The following is a 15852-nucleotide window of genomic DNA, read 5'->3' as shown; positions in this document are numbered from 1 at the left end:
GGCCTTACAACCTGATGCAGCACCTGCACCCATCGACTGTCGCCGTTGTGACGCGGTCTGTTGCCGGTTGCCCGTGCTGCTGCAGCCCGGCGACCACGTGCCCGGCCAGTTCCTGTCACGCGACACCCACGGCCGTGCCGTGATGGCGCGCAACGAGGAAGGCTGGTGCGCGGCGATCGATCCCTATCACCTGCGCTGCACGATCTATTCGCAGCGCCCGGCGATCTGCCGCCAGTTTTCGATGGGCGGCGATGACTGCCGCCGCGAGCGGCAGGACTACCTGCGCCAGGCCGACGCCTGGGCGCTTTCCTCCCCTTCCACCTGACAGGAGCAACCATGCCCCGCAAGGCAAAGACCCCCGCGAAGGCCAGCAACAGCATCCGCAGCGAACGCAAGGGCGCGGCCGCCAGCACCGTGGTCAGCAGCGATTCGATCGCTTCGGACCTGGCTGCGTTCCGCAAGGCCGGTGGCAAGATCGAAGTCCTCGGCACCACCTGGGCGCTGAAGAAAGCCAGCTGACCCAGCTCCGACCGCGGCGGCGCTGCCGCCGCGGCCTGCCGGATCGCGCTCAGCGGTCCAGGCTTACCCGCACACTACCCGAATGCGACTGGATGCGGATGTCACCGTCGCCACTGCCCAGCCGTGTATCGAGATGGCTGCCGGGGCCGTAGCGCGGCCGCTCCACCTGACCCGCGTCGCTGTTGATCGACCCGCTGAAGCTGTTCACCGACAGCTGCGCCGAGACCGCGCGTGGCAGGCGCAGGTTGACCGACGCACTCACCGATTCGACATTGATCCGGCCACCGGGTGCCAGCCCGGCCGCCGCCAGGTCGATGCTGCCCGATACGGTTTCCACCGCCAGCCGCTGCACCCGCCCGGCATCGACCTCGACCCGGCCGGATACCGTCTGTGCACCGATATCACCTGACACGCCGCCGCCGGCTTCGATGCGCCCGCTGACCGTGTTCACGTCCAGCTTCGGCGTCTGCAGGCGCGCGCTGACACCGCCACTGACCGTATTGAGCTTGCTGTCACCACTGCGACCGGAGGCACTCAGGCTGCCGCTGACACTGTCGGCCTGCAGGCGGCGCACATCGATGCCGCTGATGTCCTGGCTGGCACTGACGGTGCTCAGCAGCAGTTCCACCGAGCGCGGCACGTTCAACACCAGCGTCGCGCCACCGTTGTTGTTGCGACGGGGGTACTCGACCTCCCAGCGCACGCGGTTGGCACTCTTCTCCTGCCGCAGCTGCAGGCCATCGCTGAGCGTGCCGGTGAGCTGCACGTCGTTGCGATCCCACCCACGCACGGTCACTTTGCCGGCCACGTTGCTCAGTTCAATGCGGCCGCCGGCGGCCAGATTGTGGCGTTCGTCGACCTGGGTGTCAGCCAGGGCCACCGCAGGCAGCAGCAACAGCGCGGCGTAGCAGGTCATCAGGGTTCGTGTCATCGGGGGTCTCCTCAGGTCGTCAGGCCGGACTCGGCGGCATAGGCCGCCTGCCGGGTCAGTTCCAGCCGCAGCGCATAGGTGCGCTTGAGCTGGCCAAGCAGGTGCGGCGCACGTGGATCCTGCGCCAGTGCGGCCTGGATCTGTGCCGCGCTTTCATCGAGTTCATGCAGCGCAGGCTGCCACTCCGGTGCCCGCCCTGCGGGCAGCGACGCCACCGCCTGCTGGTACTGCTCGGTCATCGCCGCGGCCTGCAGCTGCAGGGTCGACGGCACCGGCGCATCGGGCTGCGCGTGACGCCACGGCGCCACGGTGTAGACCACCAGGCTGGCCGCCAACGCCGCACCCACCGGCAACCACCAGCGCCGACGCGGACGTGCTGGCAGCGCCACCACATTGCTGGCCGGCGCAGGTGCCGCCTGCGGTTGGCGCGGCGGCAACTGCGCCGACAGGCGTGCCCAGCCATCACTGGGCACATCGCGCTCGCCCGGCAGCGCGCGCAGGCGCGCCAGCAGGTCGTGGTCTGAATCGTGGTCGTGTGTACTCATGTCATGTCTCCCAGCCGCGCGCGCAACAGGCCACGCGCACGATGCAACTGTGCCTTGGAACTGCCGACGGCCATCTGCAGCTGCTCGGCGATTTCCTGGTGTTTCCAGCCTTCGATGTCATGCAGCACCAGCACCGCGCGCGCCCTCGGCGGCAGCGTCGCAAGTGCGCGCTCCAGGTCGCGCTCGGTACCGGCGCAACGGTCGTGCACCGCCAGTTCCTGCAGGCCACCGTCAACCTCATCGAGGCTGTCATGGTCCTGCCCGGCGGCGCGCCCGCGCAGTTCCATCAGTGCGGCGTTGACGCCCAACCGATGCAGCCAGGTCGACAGGCTGCTTTCGAACCGGAACCCCGGCAGCGCCTTCCATGCCTGCAGGAAGGCTTCCTGCAGGGCATCTTCAGCGCGCGCCTGCTGGCCCCCGCACAAGCGCCACAACACGGCGAACACGCGCGGCGCATGGCGCCGGTACAACAGTTCATAGGCCGCGGTATCGCCGGCGGCCGCCGCCCGTACCAGGGCGGGTTCGTCGACGGGGTCGTGGGCGGCTGGTGGTGCTGGCATGGTGGTGTCGAGCATATCGCTTGGATGCGGCGGCCCGGAAAAAGGTTTAGAGCCGATCGATGGGCGATCGCATGCAACCTTTTCGGCGACTGCTGCATCCATGGAAGGTCCTTCGTGAAAACGCGTCCAGGAGCACCGCCATGTCCAGCCCAACCTGCGCCGCCCTACTGGTGATCGCCGCCTGCGTCGTGCTGCAGGCGCTGGGCCTGTCATTGCAGTTGCGCCCCGACAACGGCCGCGCCTGCCTGCAACAGCATCGCCAGGAGCTGGTCTGCCTGGCGTGGTCACCGGTGGTCGAAACCCCGGCACGCGCCGGGTAACATCGGGGGCCGTTTCCGTCACCTGTTCCCCCCATGATGTTGTCGCTGAAGGATCACCTGCCGCCCTGGACCCACCCCTGGCTGAATGACCTGGGCATCGCCGTGAAGATCCTGCTGACCCTGCTGGCGGCCTGGCTGCTGCGGGTGCTGGCGCGGCGCCTGATCCGCCGCTTCGCCGAGCACTACACCCTGCCGCCGGAGATGGTGATGGGCGCGCGCCGCATCACCAGTTTCGTGGTCTATTTCAGTGCCCTGCTGTACATCCTCAGCCTGCTCGGCGCATCGCCATCGGTCCTGTGGACGGCCTTCACCGGATTTGCGGCCGTGGGCGCGGTCGCGTTCTTCGCCGCCTGGAGCGTGCTGTCCAACATCTTCTGCACGCTGCTGATCTTCACCACCCGCCCGTTCCGCCTGCACGACTACATCGAGGTGCTGGAAAACGGCGAGAAGCCGGGCCTGAAGGGCCGGGTGATCGACGTGAACCTGATCTACACCACGCTGCAGGAGACCGGCGACGGCCACGAAGGCACGGTGCTGCAGTTGCCGAACAACCTGTTCTTCCAGCGCACGGTGCGCCGCTGGCGCGACCCGGCGCAGGCGCCCGGCGGCATCCAGGGCGACGGCTGAGGGGGCGCCGTAAATACGTCCATGTAGGCTCGGTCGCCGCTTGCTCGTGTGCGCTGTCCTGCGCACACGGCAAGACCGGGGTTGAGCCTCCTGCCCAACCCGCCCGAGGCATGCCTCGGGCCCATGCGGCTCACGCCCCCTCAACCGGACCCACCCCGCCTTCGACAGTTTTCCGCGATCTGCCGGAACAGCTTATGGGGTCAGATCCGTTTTCCTGCGGAAAACGGATCTGACCCCGAATTTCATTCGATATCTGACAGATGTGTCGACCAAGGTCGACACCTGCCAACAGCCGCGAAGATCTGTCAGAGGTGGGGCGGTGTCGGATTGCGGGGTGTCAGCCGCATGGATGCGGCTGCCAAGCCTACAAGGACGTACTTGCGGCGTCCCCGCAATCCGGCACCGCCCCACCACCCCACGGAACGCCAGCTGTTGCCGTTGCTCTGGCTTGAAGGCTTCGGCAGGTGCAGGGCGCAGCCCTGCCGAACAAACGTTACCTCAGCTGGCTGTCCTTGCTGCCGCGCCGGTTGTATCCGGCATGCGCCTGTTCTTCGTCATCATGTGCCTGCTGGCACGCCACGCACAGTCGAACACCCGGCACGGCCTGGCGCCGCGCCAACGGGATCGGCGCGTCGCATTCCTCACAGTATTCCAGACCCGGGCCCTGCCGCAGCTGGCGCCGCGCGCGGGCGATCGCATCGTCGACGGTGGCGTCGATCTGGTCCTGGACCGCGCCATCTCCCGCCCAACCGGTGGCCATGGCCATCCTCCGCAGGTGTGTCGCCTGATATGGGGACGATACACCCACGGAAAAGGCATCAACGGCTGTAGAGCCGCGCCCATGCTCGGCTGCGCTTCATAAAAAAGGGGACGGAGGGGATTAAGTCGTTTGTGCCACAAACGACTTAATCCCCTCCGTCCCCTTTTTCTTACCAGACCAGGTCGTCGGGGACCTGGAACTGCGCGTAGTAGGCGTCGTCTTCGGCGTTGCCGGTGGAGATCTCGGCGGTCGAGCCCGGCTGGCCGTGGTCGACGATGATCGCTTCCGGGGCCCGTTCACGCACTTTCTCGGCGGCGGCACGCGGCAGCAGGGCGTAACCCTCGCCATTGGCAACGATGACCAGCACGCCCACCGCCAGCGCCTTGCGCAGCTTGGGGTCGATCAGCAGGGTGCGGATCGCCGCACCATCGTTGAACCGGTACTCGTCATCGCCCTTGTGGGGCACGGCATGGGCCGTGATGATCTGCCGGGCCTGGGCCTTGTGTTCGGCCTGCCTGGCCTGGGCGTTGCGCTCGGCGGCCAGCGCACGGTCGCGCTCGACCTTCTCGGCGCGGGCGCGTTCAGCCTCGCGCTGGACCTCGGCCGAGGTCGATTCGGCCTTGCCCTGGCGGGCCTTGGCCTGCTCGCGCGCGGCGGCGCTGGCCTGCGACTTCTTGGCCAGGCCGGCCTTGAGCAATTGTTCCTGCAGCGCGTTGGGCTTTGCCATGGTCGGTGCGTACCGCGTGTAATCTTGGGTGTCCCCATTCTACCGACGCCCCGCCGCCCCTGCATGGCAGTCCTGAAGTACCTCACCGGCTATCCCGAACCCCTGGTCGCCCAGGTCAGCGAGCTGCTGGCGCAGGGCAGGCTGGGCCCCTGGCTGCAACAGCGCTACCCGGACCCGCATGAAGTGCGCAGCGACCGCCAGCTGTACGACTACACCCAGGAGCTGAAGGACCGCTACCTGCGCAAGTCGGTGCCGCTCAACAAGGTCTGCTACGACAACACCCTGGAAGTGATCAAGCACGCGCTGGGTACCCATACCGCCATCTCCCGCGTGCACGGCGGCCGCCTCAAGGCCAGCCGCGAGATCCGCATCGCGACCGTGTTCCGCCAGGCGCCAGCGGCGTTCCTGCGCATGATCGTGGTGCACGAGCTGGCCCACCTGAAGGAAGCCGACCACAACAAGGCCTTCTACCAGCTGTGCCAGCACATGGAACCGGATTACCTGCAGCTGGAGTTCGATACCCGCCTGTACCTGACCGAGCTGGCCAACCGCGGCCAGCGCTGACCGGCCGCAGCAGCTACACTGCGCGCCCCCTGCCCGACCTGCCTGCCATGGAACCGATCCGTCTCGACAAACGCCTGTCCGCCCTGCTCGGCATCCCGCGCGGCGAAGCGCGACGCTACATCGAAGGCGGCTGGGTCACGGTCAACGGCGAAGTGGTGGAACAGCCGCAGCGCCCGGTCGATGAGGCCGCGCAGATCGTGGTTGCCGAGCAGGCCAGCGATGAAAAGGCCGAGCGGGTCAGCATGCTGCTGCACAAGCCGGCCGGCGTTGCCGCCGAAACCCTCTGCGCACTGGTCAGCAGTGACAGCCGCAGTGAGCTCGATGCCAGCGGCGTCCGCCCCCTGCAACGCCACTTCCACGGCCTGCAGCTGGCCGCCTCGCTTCCGGCCAGCGACAGCGGCCTGGTGGTGGTCAGCCAGGATCCGGCCACGCTGGCCCATCTGCAGCGCAACCTGGGCCGCACCGAACAGGAATACCTGATCGAAGTGGCCGAAGGGGGTCCCGAGCGCGGGCCATGGCTGCTGGCGCGGCTGCAGCAGGAATCCGGCGGCGCCAAAGTCAGCTGGCAGAGCGAGCAGCGCCTGCGCTTTGCTGGCAAGGGGCTGACCGCCAAGGGCCTGCGCGTGGCGGTGACCGCGGCCGGCCTGCAGGTGCTGGCCGTGCGCCGACTGCGCATCGGCCGCGTGGCATTGGGGCCGCTGCCGCCGGCGCAGTGGCGCTACCTGGGCAGCGACGAGCGGTTCTGAGGCCCGGGGTCAGAGCCCTTTCCTGCGGACAGGGATCCGACCCCCTATTGATCCCGCATGCGTCCATCCACGCGTGGCGTGGATCTACAACGTGGGCGGCCGGCTTTCATCCACGCATGGCGTGCATCTACCATCGGGGCATGAGCCTGCCCAAGCCCTTGTGGCGACGCCTGCTGCGCGTCGCTGCGATCATCCTCGCCGCGCTGTTGCTGCTGGTCCTGTCCGGGCTGCTGCTGGCTGACCACCTCACGCCGCAGGCGCAGGGCGCCCCCTCGCACGTTCTGCCGCTGCAGCCAGCACAGACCCGCATCGACCGGGAGATCGTGCCGCTGCAGGAGGCTCATCCCGGCCAGTCCGGCGTGGCCTTCCTCAGCGATGGCATGGATGCCTTCGCCGCGCGCGCGATGATCACCACGCACGCAGGCCGCAGCCTGGACTTGCAGTACTACATCTGGCACGACGACCTGATCGGCCACCTGATGGCCAAGGCGCTGTATGACGCCGCCGAGCGCGGCGTGCGCGTGCGCATCCTGCTCGACGACATGAACGCCAAGGACAAGGACGCGCTGATGATGGCGCTCGATGCGCATCCGAACATCGAGCTCCGCCTGTACAACCCGTTCCGCAACCGCAGCGGCATCGCGCGCACGCTGGAACTGGTGCAACGCGCCTTCAGCGTGAACCACCGCATGCACAACAAGAGCTGGATCGCCGATGGCCGCATCGCGATCGTCGGTGGCCGCAACATCGGCGAGGAATACTTCAGCGCGCGCGACGATGTGAACTTCCAGGACCTGGACCTGGTGGTGGCCGGCCCCGCCGTGCAGCAGGCCAACCAGATCTTCGACGACTATTGGAACAGCAGCGCGGCGATCCCGATTTCCGCGTTGGCCTCGTATACCGATGAACAGTTGCGGCAGCTGGTGCGGCAGTCGGACCTGGATGCGATGCATGCCAAGGCACAGCCCTACCTCCAGCGCGTGGCCGATTCACGCAGACTGCAGCGGCCCAGCCCGGAACCGCTGCACTGGAGCGCGGACGTGCGCATCGCCTCCGATCCGCCGATGAAGCACCGCGATGACGATCGCCACACCTGGCTGGTCAACGCCCTCAGCGAGGAGCTGCGCAGCACCCGCCGCAGCGCGCTGTTGATCTCGCCCTATTTCGTGCCTGGCGATGATGGCGTGCAGGCGCTTTCGACGCTGGCCGCCCGCGGCGCGCAGGTAGGCGTGGTGACCAATTCGCTGGCCGCCAACGATGTGGCGGCCGTGCATGGCGGCTACATGGGCTACCGCGTGCCGCTGCTGAAGGCCGGCGTGCGGCTGTACGAACTGAAAGCACATGGCCAGCCGGATACCAGCCTGTTCGGCAGCAGCGGCGCCAGCCTGCACACCAAGGCGTTCGTGGTCGATGATCGCCGCGGCTTCGTCGGCTCGTTCAACCTCGACCCGCGCTCGGCCTACCTCAACACCGAAATGGGCGTGCTGTTCGACGACCCGGTGCTGGGTGCGCAGCTGCGCGATGAATACCTGCGCCTGGCCAGCCCGGAGCACAGCTGGTGGCTGGCGCTGGGGCGCGATGATGGTCTGCGCTGGCTGCAGCGGCAACCGCCACCGCACTGGGTGGAGGCCGAGCCCGGTGCGAGCCTGGGCAAGCGCTGGACCGCGCGGGCAATCAGCTGGCTGCCGGTCGAATCGCAGCTGTAGCGCTCAGGGCGGCGGGCTGGCCTCGTCCTGCCCGGCCTCATCCAGGGTTTCCACACTGCGCCCATGCAGGCGCCGCCAGATCCAGCGCAATGCATGCGGCGGTGCCGACGGCAGCTGCTCGAGCAGGGCCAGCATGCGGCTCTGGCTGGCATGCCCATGCCGGCACAGCAGGCTGGCCGCTGCGGCGGCGCTGGCCAGGCGCAGGCTGTCGGCCAATGGTCCTTCTGCATCCACCGCCAGAGCCTGGTGAACCGGCTCCGGCAACTCCCATGCGGCGGCCACCCGCTGCGCCAACGGCAACGACCACTGCTGCAGCAGCTGCAGGGCCAACGCCGGCTCCACGGCCTCGCCGCGGGCCTGCGCCTCCTGCAGCAGCTGGCGCATCACCAGTGCGGCACCCAGCCCCTGCACCAGTCCCAGCCACTGCGCGGCGAAGGCATCGCCGAAGGTCACCGTGCGCGCATGGTCGGCCGCTGCACGCGATGCCAGCAGTGCGTGCTCCCAGATGATCGCGCTGAACTGCGGGAACACCTCGCACTGCACCTGCATCACCGGCTGTACCAGTACCGCACTGATGATCTGCCGCACGCCTTCGGTACCGACCAGTGTCACCGCCCGCTGCAGGCTTTCGACCGGGCGCTCATGGACCTTGTAGGCCGGGCTGTTGGCGATACGCAGCAGGTTGCCGGTCAGCACCGGGTCCTGGCCGATGATCGCGGCCATCACGCGCGCCGAGGCGGCATCGTCGTTGACGGTCTGGATCAGCTGCGGCAGCAGTTGCGGCCGCCGGGGCAGCTGCTTGGCCGCCCAGTTGCGGTCCTGCAGCGCGCGCGCCACCACCTCGCCCAGGCCCGGGTCCTGCACCGGCGCCGGCTCGCCGGCCAGCCGCGGGTACAGGGCGAGCGCGTGCAGTCCGCGTTGCAGGTGGGCGGCGACTTCCGCCGATGGCAGCGCCTCGCCCTGCAGGCTTGCGGCTGCGGCGGCCACCGCCTGGCGGGACGCAGCAACCAACCGCGAGGGTGCCGTCCCAGTCAAACGCGCCAGCCAGCCGCGCAGCGATTGCCACCAGGCCGGTGTCATCGCCGCCAGCCCTGTCGTTGTAATGCCCTTGCCGTCACAGACCGACCCGCCTCTTCACGCCCATCCGGCCACCCGCCGTCGTCGCAGCATCGGCCGCACTTTCATCTTCTTTAACCGGACGGCCGCCGAAGTCGACGGCACCGGCCGGGGGAATGGACTAGAATGGCGCCGCGCGACCCGTCCCCCAGCCATGACGACGTCGCTTTTTTTGTTTTGGGACCCTACCGTTCACTGGCCGTTCGCTGCAGTTCGCCGCTGTTCGCGCCATCGGAGACGCCATGCTATTCGAAACCCTCGCCACCACCGGCCACGAACAAGTGGTGTTCTGCCACAACCACGATGCCGGCCTGCAGGCGATCATCGCCATCCACAACACCACCCTGGGCCCGGCCCTGGGCGGCGTGCGCATGCGTCCGTATGCCAGCACCGACGAGGCGCTGGCCGACGTGCTGCGGCTGAGCCGGACGATGACCTACAAGAATGCGCTGGCCGGCCTCAACGTCGGTGGCGGCAAGGCGGTGATCATCGGTGACCCGAAGGTGGACAAGACCGAGGTGCTGTTCCGCGCCTTCGGCCGTTATGTCGACTCGCTGGGCGGTCGCTACATCACCGCCGAGGACGTCGGCACCGACGTCAACGACATGGAGAACATCTACCTGGAGAGCCAGTTCGTGACCGGCGTGCACCAGGTCCATGGCGGCTCGGGTGACCCGGCACCGTTCACTGCCTACGGTGCACTGCAGGCGCTGATGGCCTCGATGCGTTTCAAGTTCGGCCACGAGGAAGTGGGCAAGACCAGTATCGCCGTGCAGGGCCTGGGCCACATCGGCATGGAACTGGTGAAGCTGCTGCGCGACCGCGGCGCCAAGCTGTACGTAACCGACCTGGACAGCGCCCTCGTCGATCGCGCGGTCAGCGATTTCGGTGCCGAAGCGGTCAAGCCGGATGAGATCCACGAGGTGAATGCCGACGTGTTCGCACCGTGCGCGCTGGAAGGCGCGATCAACGCCGACACCCTGCCGCGGATCAAGGCGAAGATCATCTGCGGTACCGCCAACAACCAGCTGTCGAGCCTGGAAATCGGCGATGAGCTGCATGCGCGCGGCATCCTGTATGCACCGGACTATGCGGTCAATGCGGGCGGCGTGATGAACGTGTCGCTGGAGATCGACGGCTACAACCGCGAACGCGCGATGCGCCTGATCCGCAGCATCTATCACAACCTCACCCGCATCTTCGAACTGTCGCAGCGCGAGAACATCGCACCGCAGCGGGCAGCCGACCGCATCGCCGAAAGCCGCATCCTGTCCATCGGCAAGCTGAAGATGCCGCTGGGCCGCAGCACCCCGCGCCTGGGCAACCTGCGCGGCGGCTGAGCCTGGACCTGTCGCGCCGGGCTTTCGGCCCGGCGCGACCGCCCGCTCAGAACCCGGTGCTGTAGCGTAGCGCCGCCTGGCGCGCGCCTTCGCCACCGACGCGCTGGTCGAAGCCCAGGCTCAGGCGGCCATTACGGCCCCACCACGACTCCAGCGCCACGCCGAACAGCGCACTGCCGCGCGGCGCGTTCCAGCCCGCCAGCGGCGCCCAGGCATCGACGCCGACAAAACTGGCCTGCCACTGCGCATCGGCACCATCGAGCCGCTGCTGCCACTCGGCATGGCCGCGCAGGGTCCAGCGCCCCCAGCCGCGTTCGCCACGGATACCGGCCAGCATCTGGCTGCGCTGTACGCGGTTGGCATCACCCCGCAGGCCGAAACCGAAACCACCCAGCTCGTTGAAGGCATCGGTATCCACGCGCGTGGTGCTGGCGCCCAGGTACGGTGTCAACGATGCGCCTGCGCGGCCGAAACGATAGCCGCCTTCGACGCTGGCACTGCTGAAGCGCCCGCCGTAACGTGCAGAGACACCGTAGGCACCGGCACCCAGCAGCAGCTGGCGATCCAGCGCGCGGGTGAACTGGCCGCTGCCGACCTGTGCCAGCGCATAGCCGCGACCCAGATTCCAGCCGGCGTACAACTGCGCCTGCGCCTGGCGGTCACGCCCACGATCGCCGCCGAAGCTGCTGCCACCGTTGCTGCGGGTTTCGCCAAAGGCCACACCCATCAGCCCATTGCTGCCCAGCGGCAGGTCCTGACCGGCCATCCAGCCCCGGCTGTCGGCGGCATTGCCGGCAAAACTGCCCTGCCCGGCCTCGCCGAGCGCACTCTGCCAGGCCCCGCGCAGGCGCGGCGCCGCCTGCACGCGATCAAAGCGCTCGGCGATCGCACGGCGTGACATGTCGATGCTGTCGAAGGTGGCCGACTCGGCCCGTGCATGCGCCTGCCCGGACAGACTCTGCAGGCTGGCCGCCAGGCCTTCGCTGCCACCACCGGTCCATTGCAGCGCACCGGCCGCCGCGCCGAAGGCCGAGCCCTGCAGGGCCGCACTGCCATCGAGCGTGCCGAACGCACCTTCCAGACGTTGCGCAGCGGACTGCGCCGAGGCCGAAAGCCCGCTCGCTGCTGCCGTGACGCTGACCTGGGTCAGGTTCAACCAGGCATTGTTGTTGTCATAGCCATAGCTGCTCTGCAGCAGCGACAGGCCCTGCAGGCCGCTGGAGGTGGCCGCGCTGCTGAAGGTGCCGCTCAGGCCACCGGCGGCGTGGATCAGGTCCTGGCGGCTGCCGTTCTGCGGCACATAGCCGGAGACGAAGCCGTGCACGCGCACGCCACCGTTGATCGTGGCGTTGCCGGTGACCTGCAGCGCATTGGCCCCGAGCGCGATCATCAGCTGCGCGCCAGCCTGCTGGGTGTAGTTGCCCTCGATGGTGCCGGTGGTGTTGCCGGTGGTGAGGAACACGCTGCTGCCGTTGACCACGTTGCCGATCACGCGCGGCGTACCGCCATTGAACTGCAGGCCGGTCGAATCCGGATCGGGCTGTGCCAGGATCGTCACGTTGGAGCGGATCACGCTGCCGTTCTGCAGCGACAGGATGCCGCGCTCAATGCGGGTGGCGCCGCTGTAGCTGTTGTTGCCACCCAGCACCAGGGTTCCGCCACCCTGTTTGACCAGGCCACCACTGCCGACGATGTCGTTGCTCCACAGCGAACCACTCGACGGCGCATCGACATTGGCCACCACATCGCCCCAGTCGAAACGACCGGGCCCCTTGATCGCCCGGCCGATGTCGAGCAGGCCGTAGCCGAACACCGCGTCCACACCGGGCGCGCCGATGTCCTTGGCGGTGCCCAGCAGGGTCTGCCGCACCAGGTTGTTGTCAAAATACGGGTAGCGCTGCCAGACCAGTGCGGCGGCGCCGGAAATCAGCGGGGCGGCGAACGAGGTGCCGTAGTTCCAGTAATAGGTACTGCCGTTGGCATCGGGATAGACCGCGCTGCCCGGCGCCGCCAGGCAGTAGCGCGCGGCCTGGCCGCAGGCATTGGCGTAGCTGGCCAGCGTGCCCGGTGCGTAGGGATCCACCGCGGTCGCCACCAGCCAGCCGCGCTCCAGGTCGGCCGCTGGCAGCGAGCCGGCAACGCCCTGCTGGCTGGGCAGCGCGGCCAGGCTGCTCGGCTCGGTGCGCGCGTCGTTGCCGGCCGCGAACACCACCAGGCCGCCATGGTTGATGACGAATGGACGATACTCGGCCGCCACCTGCGCGGTGGTCGGCAGGTCGGTCCAGTACAGGCCGCCCCACGAATTGTTCATCACCTTCACGTTGTAGCTGATCAGGTCCTGGTGGACCTGCGCCACGCCCAGCGGGCCGCTGAAGGAATTGCCCTTGCCACTGCCGTCATCGACGGGCGGCTTGTCGGCGATGATCCGCGCCGAAACGATCTGCGCGCCGGGGGCGATGCCGCCTGGCCAGGAGCCCACTGCCGCACCGGCGGCGAGGCTGGCGACGGCGGTGCCATGCCCGACCACGTCGTCGACCGCCAGATTGTTCCTGGCGGGATCGATGTAGTTCAGGTTCGCGAGCACCCGTCCATTCAGGGCCGCCGCGTTGCGCTGCACGCCCGAATCGACGATGCCGATGCGCACCCCCTGCCCGGTCAGGCCGGCGGCCTGTGCGGCGCGCGCATTGGTTACTGACAGGTGCGCGTCGAAGGCCGGCTCCTGCGGCTTGGCCGGAGGCGGTGTCGTCGGAGGGGGCGTGGTCGGGGGTGTCGGCGTGGTCGGGGGCGGATCGATGCGGACATTGCCGCCGCCTCCGCCACCACCGCATGCCGTCAATGCCATCGCCAGCGCCGTCGCCAGCGCGGACCTCACCATCATCGTGCGTTCCATCGATTCCTTCCCATGAACGTTGGCCTGCCTACATCCCGGCAGGCGTGCGGTGCCGCCCAGCGGCGGCCCTCCCCGACCCTCTATACTTGGGCCGACCCCCACGCAGTCTGCCGGGAAACCGCGGCGCTTCCAACGTCCTCGGTCTCCTTTCCGAACATTGCTTACGCATCAACGAGATTGCCATGTCCAACATCGTCATCGCCGCCGCCAAGCGCACCGCCATCGGCTCCTTCCTCGGCCAGTTCAACGGCGTGCCGACCCCCACCCTCGGCGCGGCCGCCATCGCGGCCGCCCTGGAACAGTCGGGCGTGCCGGCCAGCGACGTCTCCGAGGTCCTCATGGGCTGCGTGCTGCCGGCCAACCTCGGCCAGGCGCCCGCCCGCCAGGCGGCGATCGCTGCCGGCATTCCGCTGTCGACCGGTGCCACCACCCTCAACAAGGTGTGCGGCTCGGGCATGAAGACCATCATGCTCGGCCATGACCTGATCAAGGCCGGTTCGGCCAGCATCGTGGTCGCCGGTGGCATGGAATCGATGTCCAACGCCCCGCACCTGCTGCCGAACTCGCGTACCGGCAACCGCTTCGGCAACTTCCAGGCGATCGACCACATGGCCCACGACGGCCTGGTCAACGCCTACGACGGCAAGGCCATGGGTGAATTCGCCGAGTGCGCCGTGGACAAGTACCAGTTCAGCCGCGAGGAACAGGACGCCTACGCGATCGAATCGGTCAAGCGCGCGCAGGCGGCGCAGGCCAATGGCGCGTTCGCCGACGAGATCGTCGCGGTGAAGGTCGCCACCCGCAAGGGCGAGGTCGAGGTCACCACCGACGAGCAGCCCGGCCGCTCCGACATTGCCAAGATCCCGACCCTGCGGCCGGCCTTCAAGAAGGACGGCAGCGTCACCGCCGCCAGTTCCTCCAGCATCTCCGACGGCGCCGCCGCCGTGGTCCTGCTGACCGAGGAAGACGCGGCCGCACGCGGCATCACGCCCCTGGCCCGCATCGTCGGCCACGCCACCCATTCGCAGGAACCGGAGTGGTTCACCACCGCCCCGATCGGCGCGATCCACACCCTGCTGGCCAAGACCGGCTGGTCGCTGGACCAGGTCGACCTGTTCGAAATCAACGAAGCATTTGCCGTGGTGGCGATGGCGCCGATGCGTGAACTGGGCATCCCGCACGACAAGCTCAACGTGAATGGCGGTGCCTGCGCACTGGGTCATCCCATCGGTGCCTCCGGTGCACGTCTGGTGGTGACCTTGGTCAACGCCCTGCGCACGCACGGTGGCAAGCGCGGCATTGCCACCTTGTGTATCGGTGGCGGCGAAGCAACGGCAATCGCCATCGAATTGATTTAAAAAGATTTAACGACGATTTCGCAAAAATGAATGCGGGATCGCTTGACACCCAATCTTGGCTTGTCATCATGTTGTCGGCGCGCAGCATGCGCGTTGCCTAATTCTAACGACGAGGATTTACACAATGAGCATCAACAAGCTGCTGGTCGCGATGTCCCTGGCTCTGGCCCTGGCCGCCTGCTCGAAGCAGGAAGCTGCCCAGGACGCCGCTGCTTCGGCCAACGAAGCCGCCACCGAAGCCCAGGCTGCTGCCGACCAGGCTGCCGCTGCCGGCGCCCAGACCGCTGACGCTGCCCAGCAGGCCGCCAACACCGCCGCCACCGCTGCTGACGCTTCGGTCGACGCTGCTGCCCAGGCTGGCGCTGCTGCCACCGACGCTGCTGCCGGCGCTGCTGCCGACGCTGCCAAGGCTGCCGAAGGCACCGCCGAGAAGGCCAAGGACGCTGCTGAAGAAGCCAAGAAGTAATAACTTCTTTCTTCACGCTGTTCTGGAAAAGCCGCTGGTTCGCCAGCGGCTTTTTCTTTGCACGGAGGCCACCGTGTGCCGCAGGCATCGCGACCCGGTCTTCACAACGGCATGAATAGGCTGGCGTCCCCATCCATTGCAGTACCGGAGACCGCCATGAAGATTCGCCCGATCACCACCACTCTGCTGGCTGCCTCCCTGCTGCTGGCCCTGGCCGCCTGCAAGGGCCCGGAAGCCGAGCAGGCCAAGCAGGACGCGCAGCAGGCCGCTGACAGCGCCGGCGCTGCCGCCCGCGATGCCGTCGACAAGGCCGCAGAAGCCACCCGCGAAGCCGCCGACAAGACCGCCGCAGCCTCCGAGCAGGCCGCAGCCGATACCCAGAAGGCGCTGGACAAGGCCGCAGACGCCACGTCCAACGCTGCCGACAAGGCCAAGGATGCGGCGACCGACGCCGCTGCACACGCCAGCGATGCCACCGCCACCGCGGCACAGAAGGTGGCCGACAAGGCCCGCGATGTCGCCAATGATGCGAAGGCGAACGCAGCCAAGGAAGAAGCCAAGCACTGAGCCGTACCGGCAGCCGGGCATGGGTTCGGCGCTATGGGAAAAGCCGCGGCAGTGCCGCGGCTTTTCTGCTTCCGCTCTCTGCTTTTCTGTTGATTCCGCGGTCGGCACAC

The 15852-nt window shown here is 68.0% G+C and carries 18 protein-coding genes; 11 read left to right on the top strand and 7 right to left on the bottom strand.

Translation table 11 applies throughout. The annotated features are described in order from the left end of the window. The first annotated feature begins 31 nt into the window (after nucleotides 1-31). Both B9Y64_RS09465 and B9Y64_RS09460 read left to right on the top strand, forming a co-directional pair. Complete coding sequence (locus B9Y64_RS09465) at nucleotides 32-325, top strand: YkgJ family cysteine cluster protein (RefSeq protein ID WP_053462562.1); 294 nt, start codon at nucleotides 32-34, stop codon at nucleotides 323-325. A gap of 11 nt (nucleotides 326-336) precedes the next feature. Next, nucleotides 337-519 (top strand): hypothetical protein, encoded by a 183-nt coding sequence (locus B9Y64_RS09460; protein ID WP_005410566.1) that lies wholly within the window; start codon nucleotides 337-339, stop codon nucleotides 517-519. A 49-nt stretch (nucleotides 520-568) separates the two neighbouring features. Here B9Y64_RS09460 and B9Y64_RS09455 read toward each other — a convergent pair whose 3' ends face one another. Genes B9Y64_RS09455 through B9Y64_RS09445 form a run of 3 tightly spaced genes read right to left on the bottom strand, consistent with a single transcriptional unit; the run spans nucleotide 569 to nucleotide 2570 of the window. Next, a complete protein-coding gene (locus B9Y64_RS09455; protein WP_100440456.1) occupies nucleotides 569-1450 on the bottom strand; it encodes a DUF4097 family beta strand repeat-containing protein in 882 nt (293 codons plus the stop codon). Nucleotides 1451-1461: 11 nt separating this feature from the next. Continuing rightward, a complete protein-coding gene (locus B9Y64_RS09450) occupies nucleotides 1462-1995 on the bottom strand; it encodes a hypothetical protein (RefSeq protein WP_100440455.1) in 534 nt (177 codons plus the stop codon). Further along, nucleotides 1992-2570, bottom strand: a complete 579-nt coding sequence (locus B9Y64_RS09445; protein WP_100440454.1) for an RNA polymerase sigma factor — start codon at nucleotides 2568-2570, stop codon at nucleotides 1992-1994. The genes B9Y64_RS09450 and B9Y64_RS09445 overlap by 4 nt, the downstream gene beginning before the upstream one ends. A gap of 125 nt (nucleotides 2571-2695) precedes the next feature. Between B9Y64_RS09445 and B9Y64_RS09440 the strand changes: the two genes are divergently transcribed. Together B9Y64_RS09440 and B9Y64_RS09435 are read left to right on the top strand one after the other, a co-directional pair. After that, nucleotides 2696-2875, top strand: coding sequence for a hypothetical protein (locus B9Y64_RS09440; RefSeq protein ID WP_100440453.1), 180 nt, complete (start codon nucleotides 2696-2698; stop codon nucleotides 2873-2875). Nucleotides 2876-2908: 33 nt separating this feature from the next. Continuing rightward, the gene (locus tag B9Y64_RS09435; RefSeq protein ID WP_100440452.1) at nucleotides 2909-3502 is read left to right on the top strand and encodes a mechanosensitive ion channel family protein; all 594 of its coding nucleotides are present in this window, start codon (nucleotides 2909-2911) and stop codon (nucleotides 3500-3502) included. A gap of 493 nt (nucleotides 3503-3995) precedes the next feature. Here the strand turns inward: B9Y64_RS09435 and B9Y64_RS09425 are convergent, their stop codons facing one another. Both B9Y64_RS09425 and B9Y64_RS09420 read right to left on the bottom strand, forming a co-directional pair. Then, nucleotides 3996-4262: a DksA/TraR family C4-type zinc finger protein gene (locus tag B9Y64_RS09425; protein ID WP_100440451.1), complete on the bottom strand. Its 267-nt coding sequence runs from the start codon at nucleotides 4260-4262 to the stop codon at nucleotides 3996-3998. A gap of 169 nt (nucleotides 4263-4431) precedes the next feature. Continuing rightward, nucleotides 4432-4989: a DUF2058 domain-containing protein gene (locus B9Y64_RS09420; RefSeq protein ID WP_100440450.1), complete on the bottom strand. Its 558-nt coding sequence runs from the start codon at nucleotides 4987-4989 to the stop codon at nucleotides 4432-4434. Nucleotides 4990-5052: 63 nt separating this feature from the next. Here B9Y64_RS09420 and B9Y64_RS09415 point away from each other — a divergent pair, with 63 nt between their 5' ends. From B9Y64_RS09415 to B9Y64_RS09405, 3 genes are all read left to right on the top strand, one after another. Continuing rightward, nucleotides 5053-5553 carry a M48 metallopeptidase family protein gene (locus B9Y64_RS09415; RefSeq protein WP_014647976.1) on the top strand — a complete coding sequence of 167 codons (501 nt, stop codon included), beginning with the start codon at nucleotides 5053-5055 and terminating at the stop codon, nucleotides 5551-5553. Between the two features lie 47 nt (nucleotides 5554-5600). Beyond that, complete coding sequence (locus tag B9Y64_RS09410; protein WP_100440449.1) at nucleotides 5601-6299, top strand: RNA pseudouridine synthase; 699 nt, start codon at nucleotides 5601-5603, stop codon at nucleotides 6297-6299. 116 nt (nucleotides 6300-6415) lie between these two features. Next, the gene (locus tag B9Y64_RS09405) at nucleotides 6416-8005 is read left to right on the top strand and encodes a phospholipase D family protein (RefSeq protein WP_100440448.1); all 1590 of its coding nucleotides are present in this window, start codon (nucleotides 6416-6418) and stop codon (nucleotides 8003-8005) included. A gap of 3 nt (nucleotides 8006-8008) precedes the next feature. Here the strand turns inward: B9Y64_RS09405 and B9Y64_RS09400 are convergent, their stop codons facing one another. Next, on the bottom strand, nucleotides 8009-9085 hold the full coding sequence (locus tag B9Y64_RS09400) for an HDOD domain-containing protein (RefSeq protein WP_100440447.1): 1077 nt from the start codon (nucleotides 9083-9085) through the stop codon (nucleotides 8009-8011). Between the two features lie 278 nt (nucleotides 9086-9363). Here B9Y64_RS09400 and B9Y64_RS09395 point away from each other — a divergent pair, with 278 nt between their 5' ends. Further along, nucleotides 9364-10461, top strand: coding sequence for a Glu/Leu/Phe/Val dehydrogenase dimerization domain-containing protein (locus tag B9Y64_RS09395; RefSeq protein WP_049448108.1), 1098 nt, complete (start codon nucleotides 9364-9366; stop codon nucleotides 10459-10461). 46 nt (nucleotides 10462-10507) lie between these two features. Here B9Y64_RS09395 and B9Y64_RS09390 read toward each other — a convergent pair whose 3' ends face one another. Then, nucleotides 10508-13351: an autotransporter serine protease gene (locus B9Y64_RS09390; RefSeq protein ID WP_100440446.1), complete on the bottom strand. Its 2844-nt coding sequence runs from the start codon at nucleotides 13349-13351 to the stop codon at nucleotides 10508-10510. A gap of 182 nt (nucleotides 13352-13533) precedes the next feature. On the opposite strand from B9Y64_RS09390, the gene B9Y64_RS09385 reads away from it, so the two are divergent. The 3 genes from B9Y64_RS09385 (at nucleotide 13534) to B9Y64_RS09375 (ending at nucleotide 15742) form a co-directional block, all read left to right on the top strand. Beyond that, on the top strand, nucleotides 13534-14709 hold the full coding sequence (locus B9Y64_RS09385; protein ID WP_100440445.1) for a thiolase family protein: 1176 nt from the start codon (nucleotides 13534-13536) through the stop codon (nucleotides 14707-14709). Nucleotides 14710-14833: 124 nt separating this feature from the next. Then, on the top strand, nucleotides 14834-15175 hold the full coding sequence (locus B9Y64_RS09380) for a hypothetical protein (RefSeq protein WP_075676974.1): 342 nt from the start codon (nucleotides 14834-14836) through the stop codon (nucleotides 15173-15175). Nucleotides 15176-15331: 156 nt separating this feature from the next. Next, entirely contained in the window at nucleotides 15332-15742 is a 411-nt protein-coding gene (locus tag B9Y64_RS09375; RefSeq protein ID WP_100440444.1) for a hypothetical protein, read from the top strand. The last annotated feature ends 110 nt before the right edge of the window (nucleotides 15743-15852 follow it).

The organism is Stenotrophomonas maltophilia (assembly GCF_002799245.1).
Classification (GTDB): Bacteria; Pseudomonadota; Gammaproteobacteria; order Xanthomonadales; family Xanthomonadaceae; genus Stenotrophomonas; species Stenotrophomonas maltophilia_S.
The sequence above is the reverse complement of the archived record's forward strand: the minus strand, read 5'-3'. Positions and strand labels throughout refer to the sequence as shown.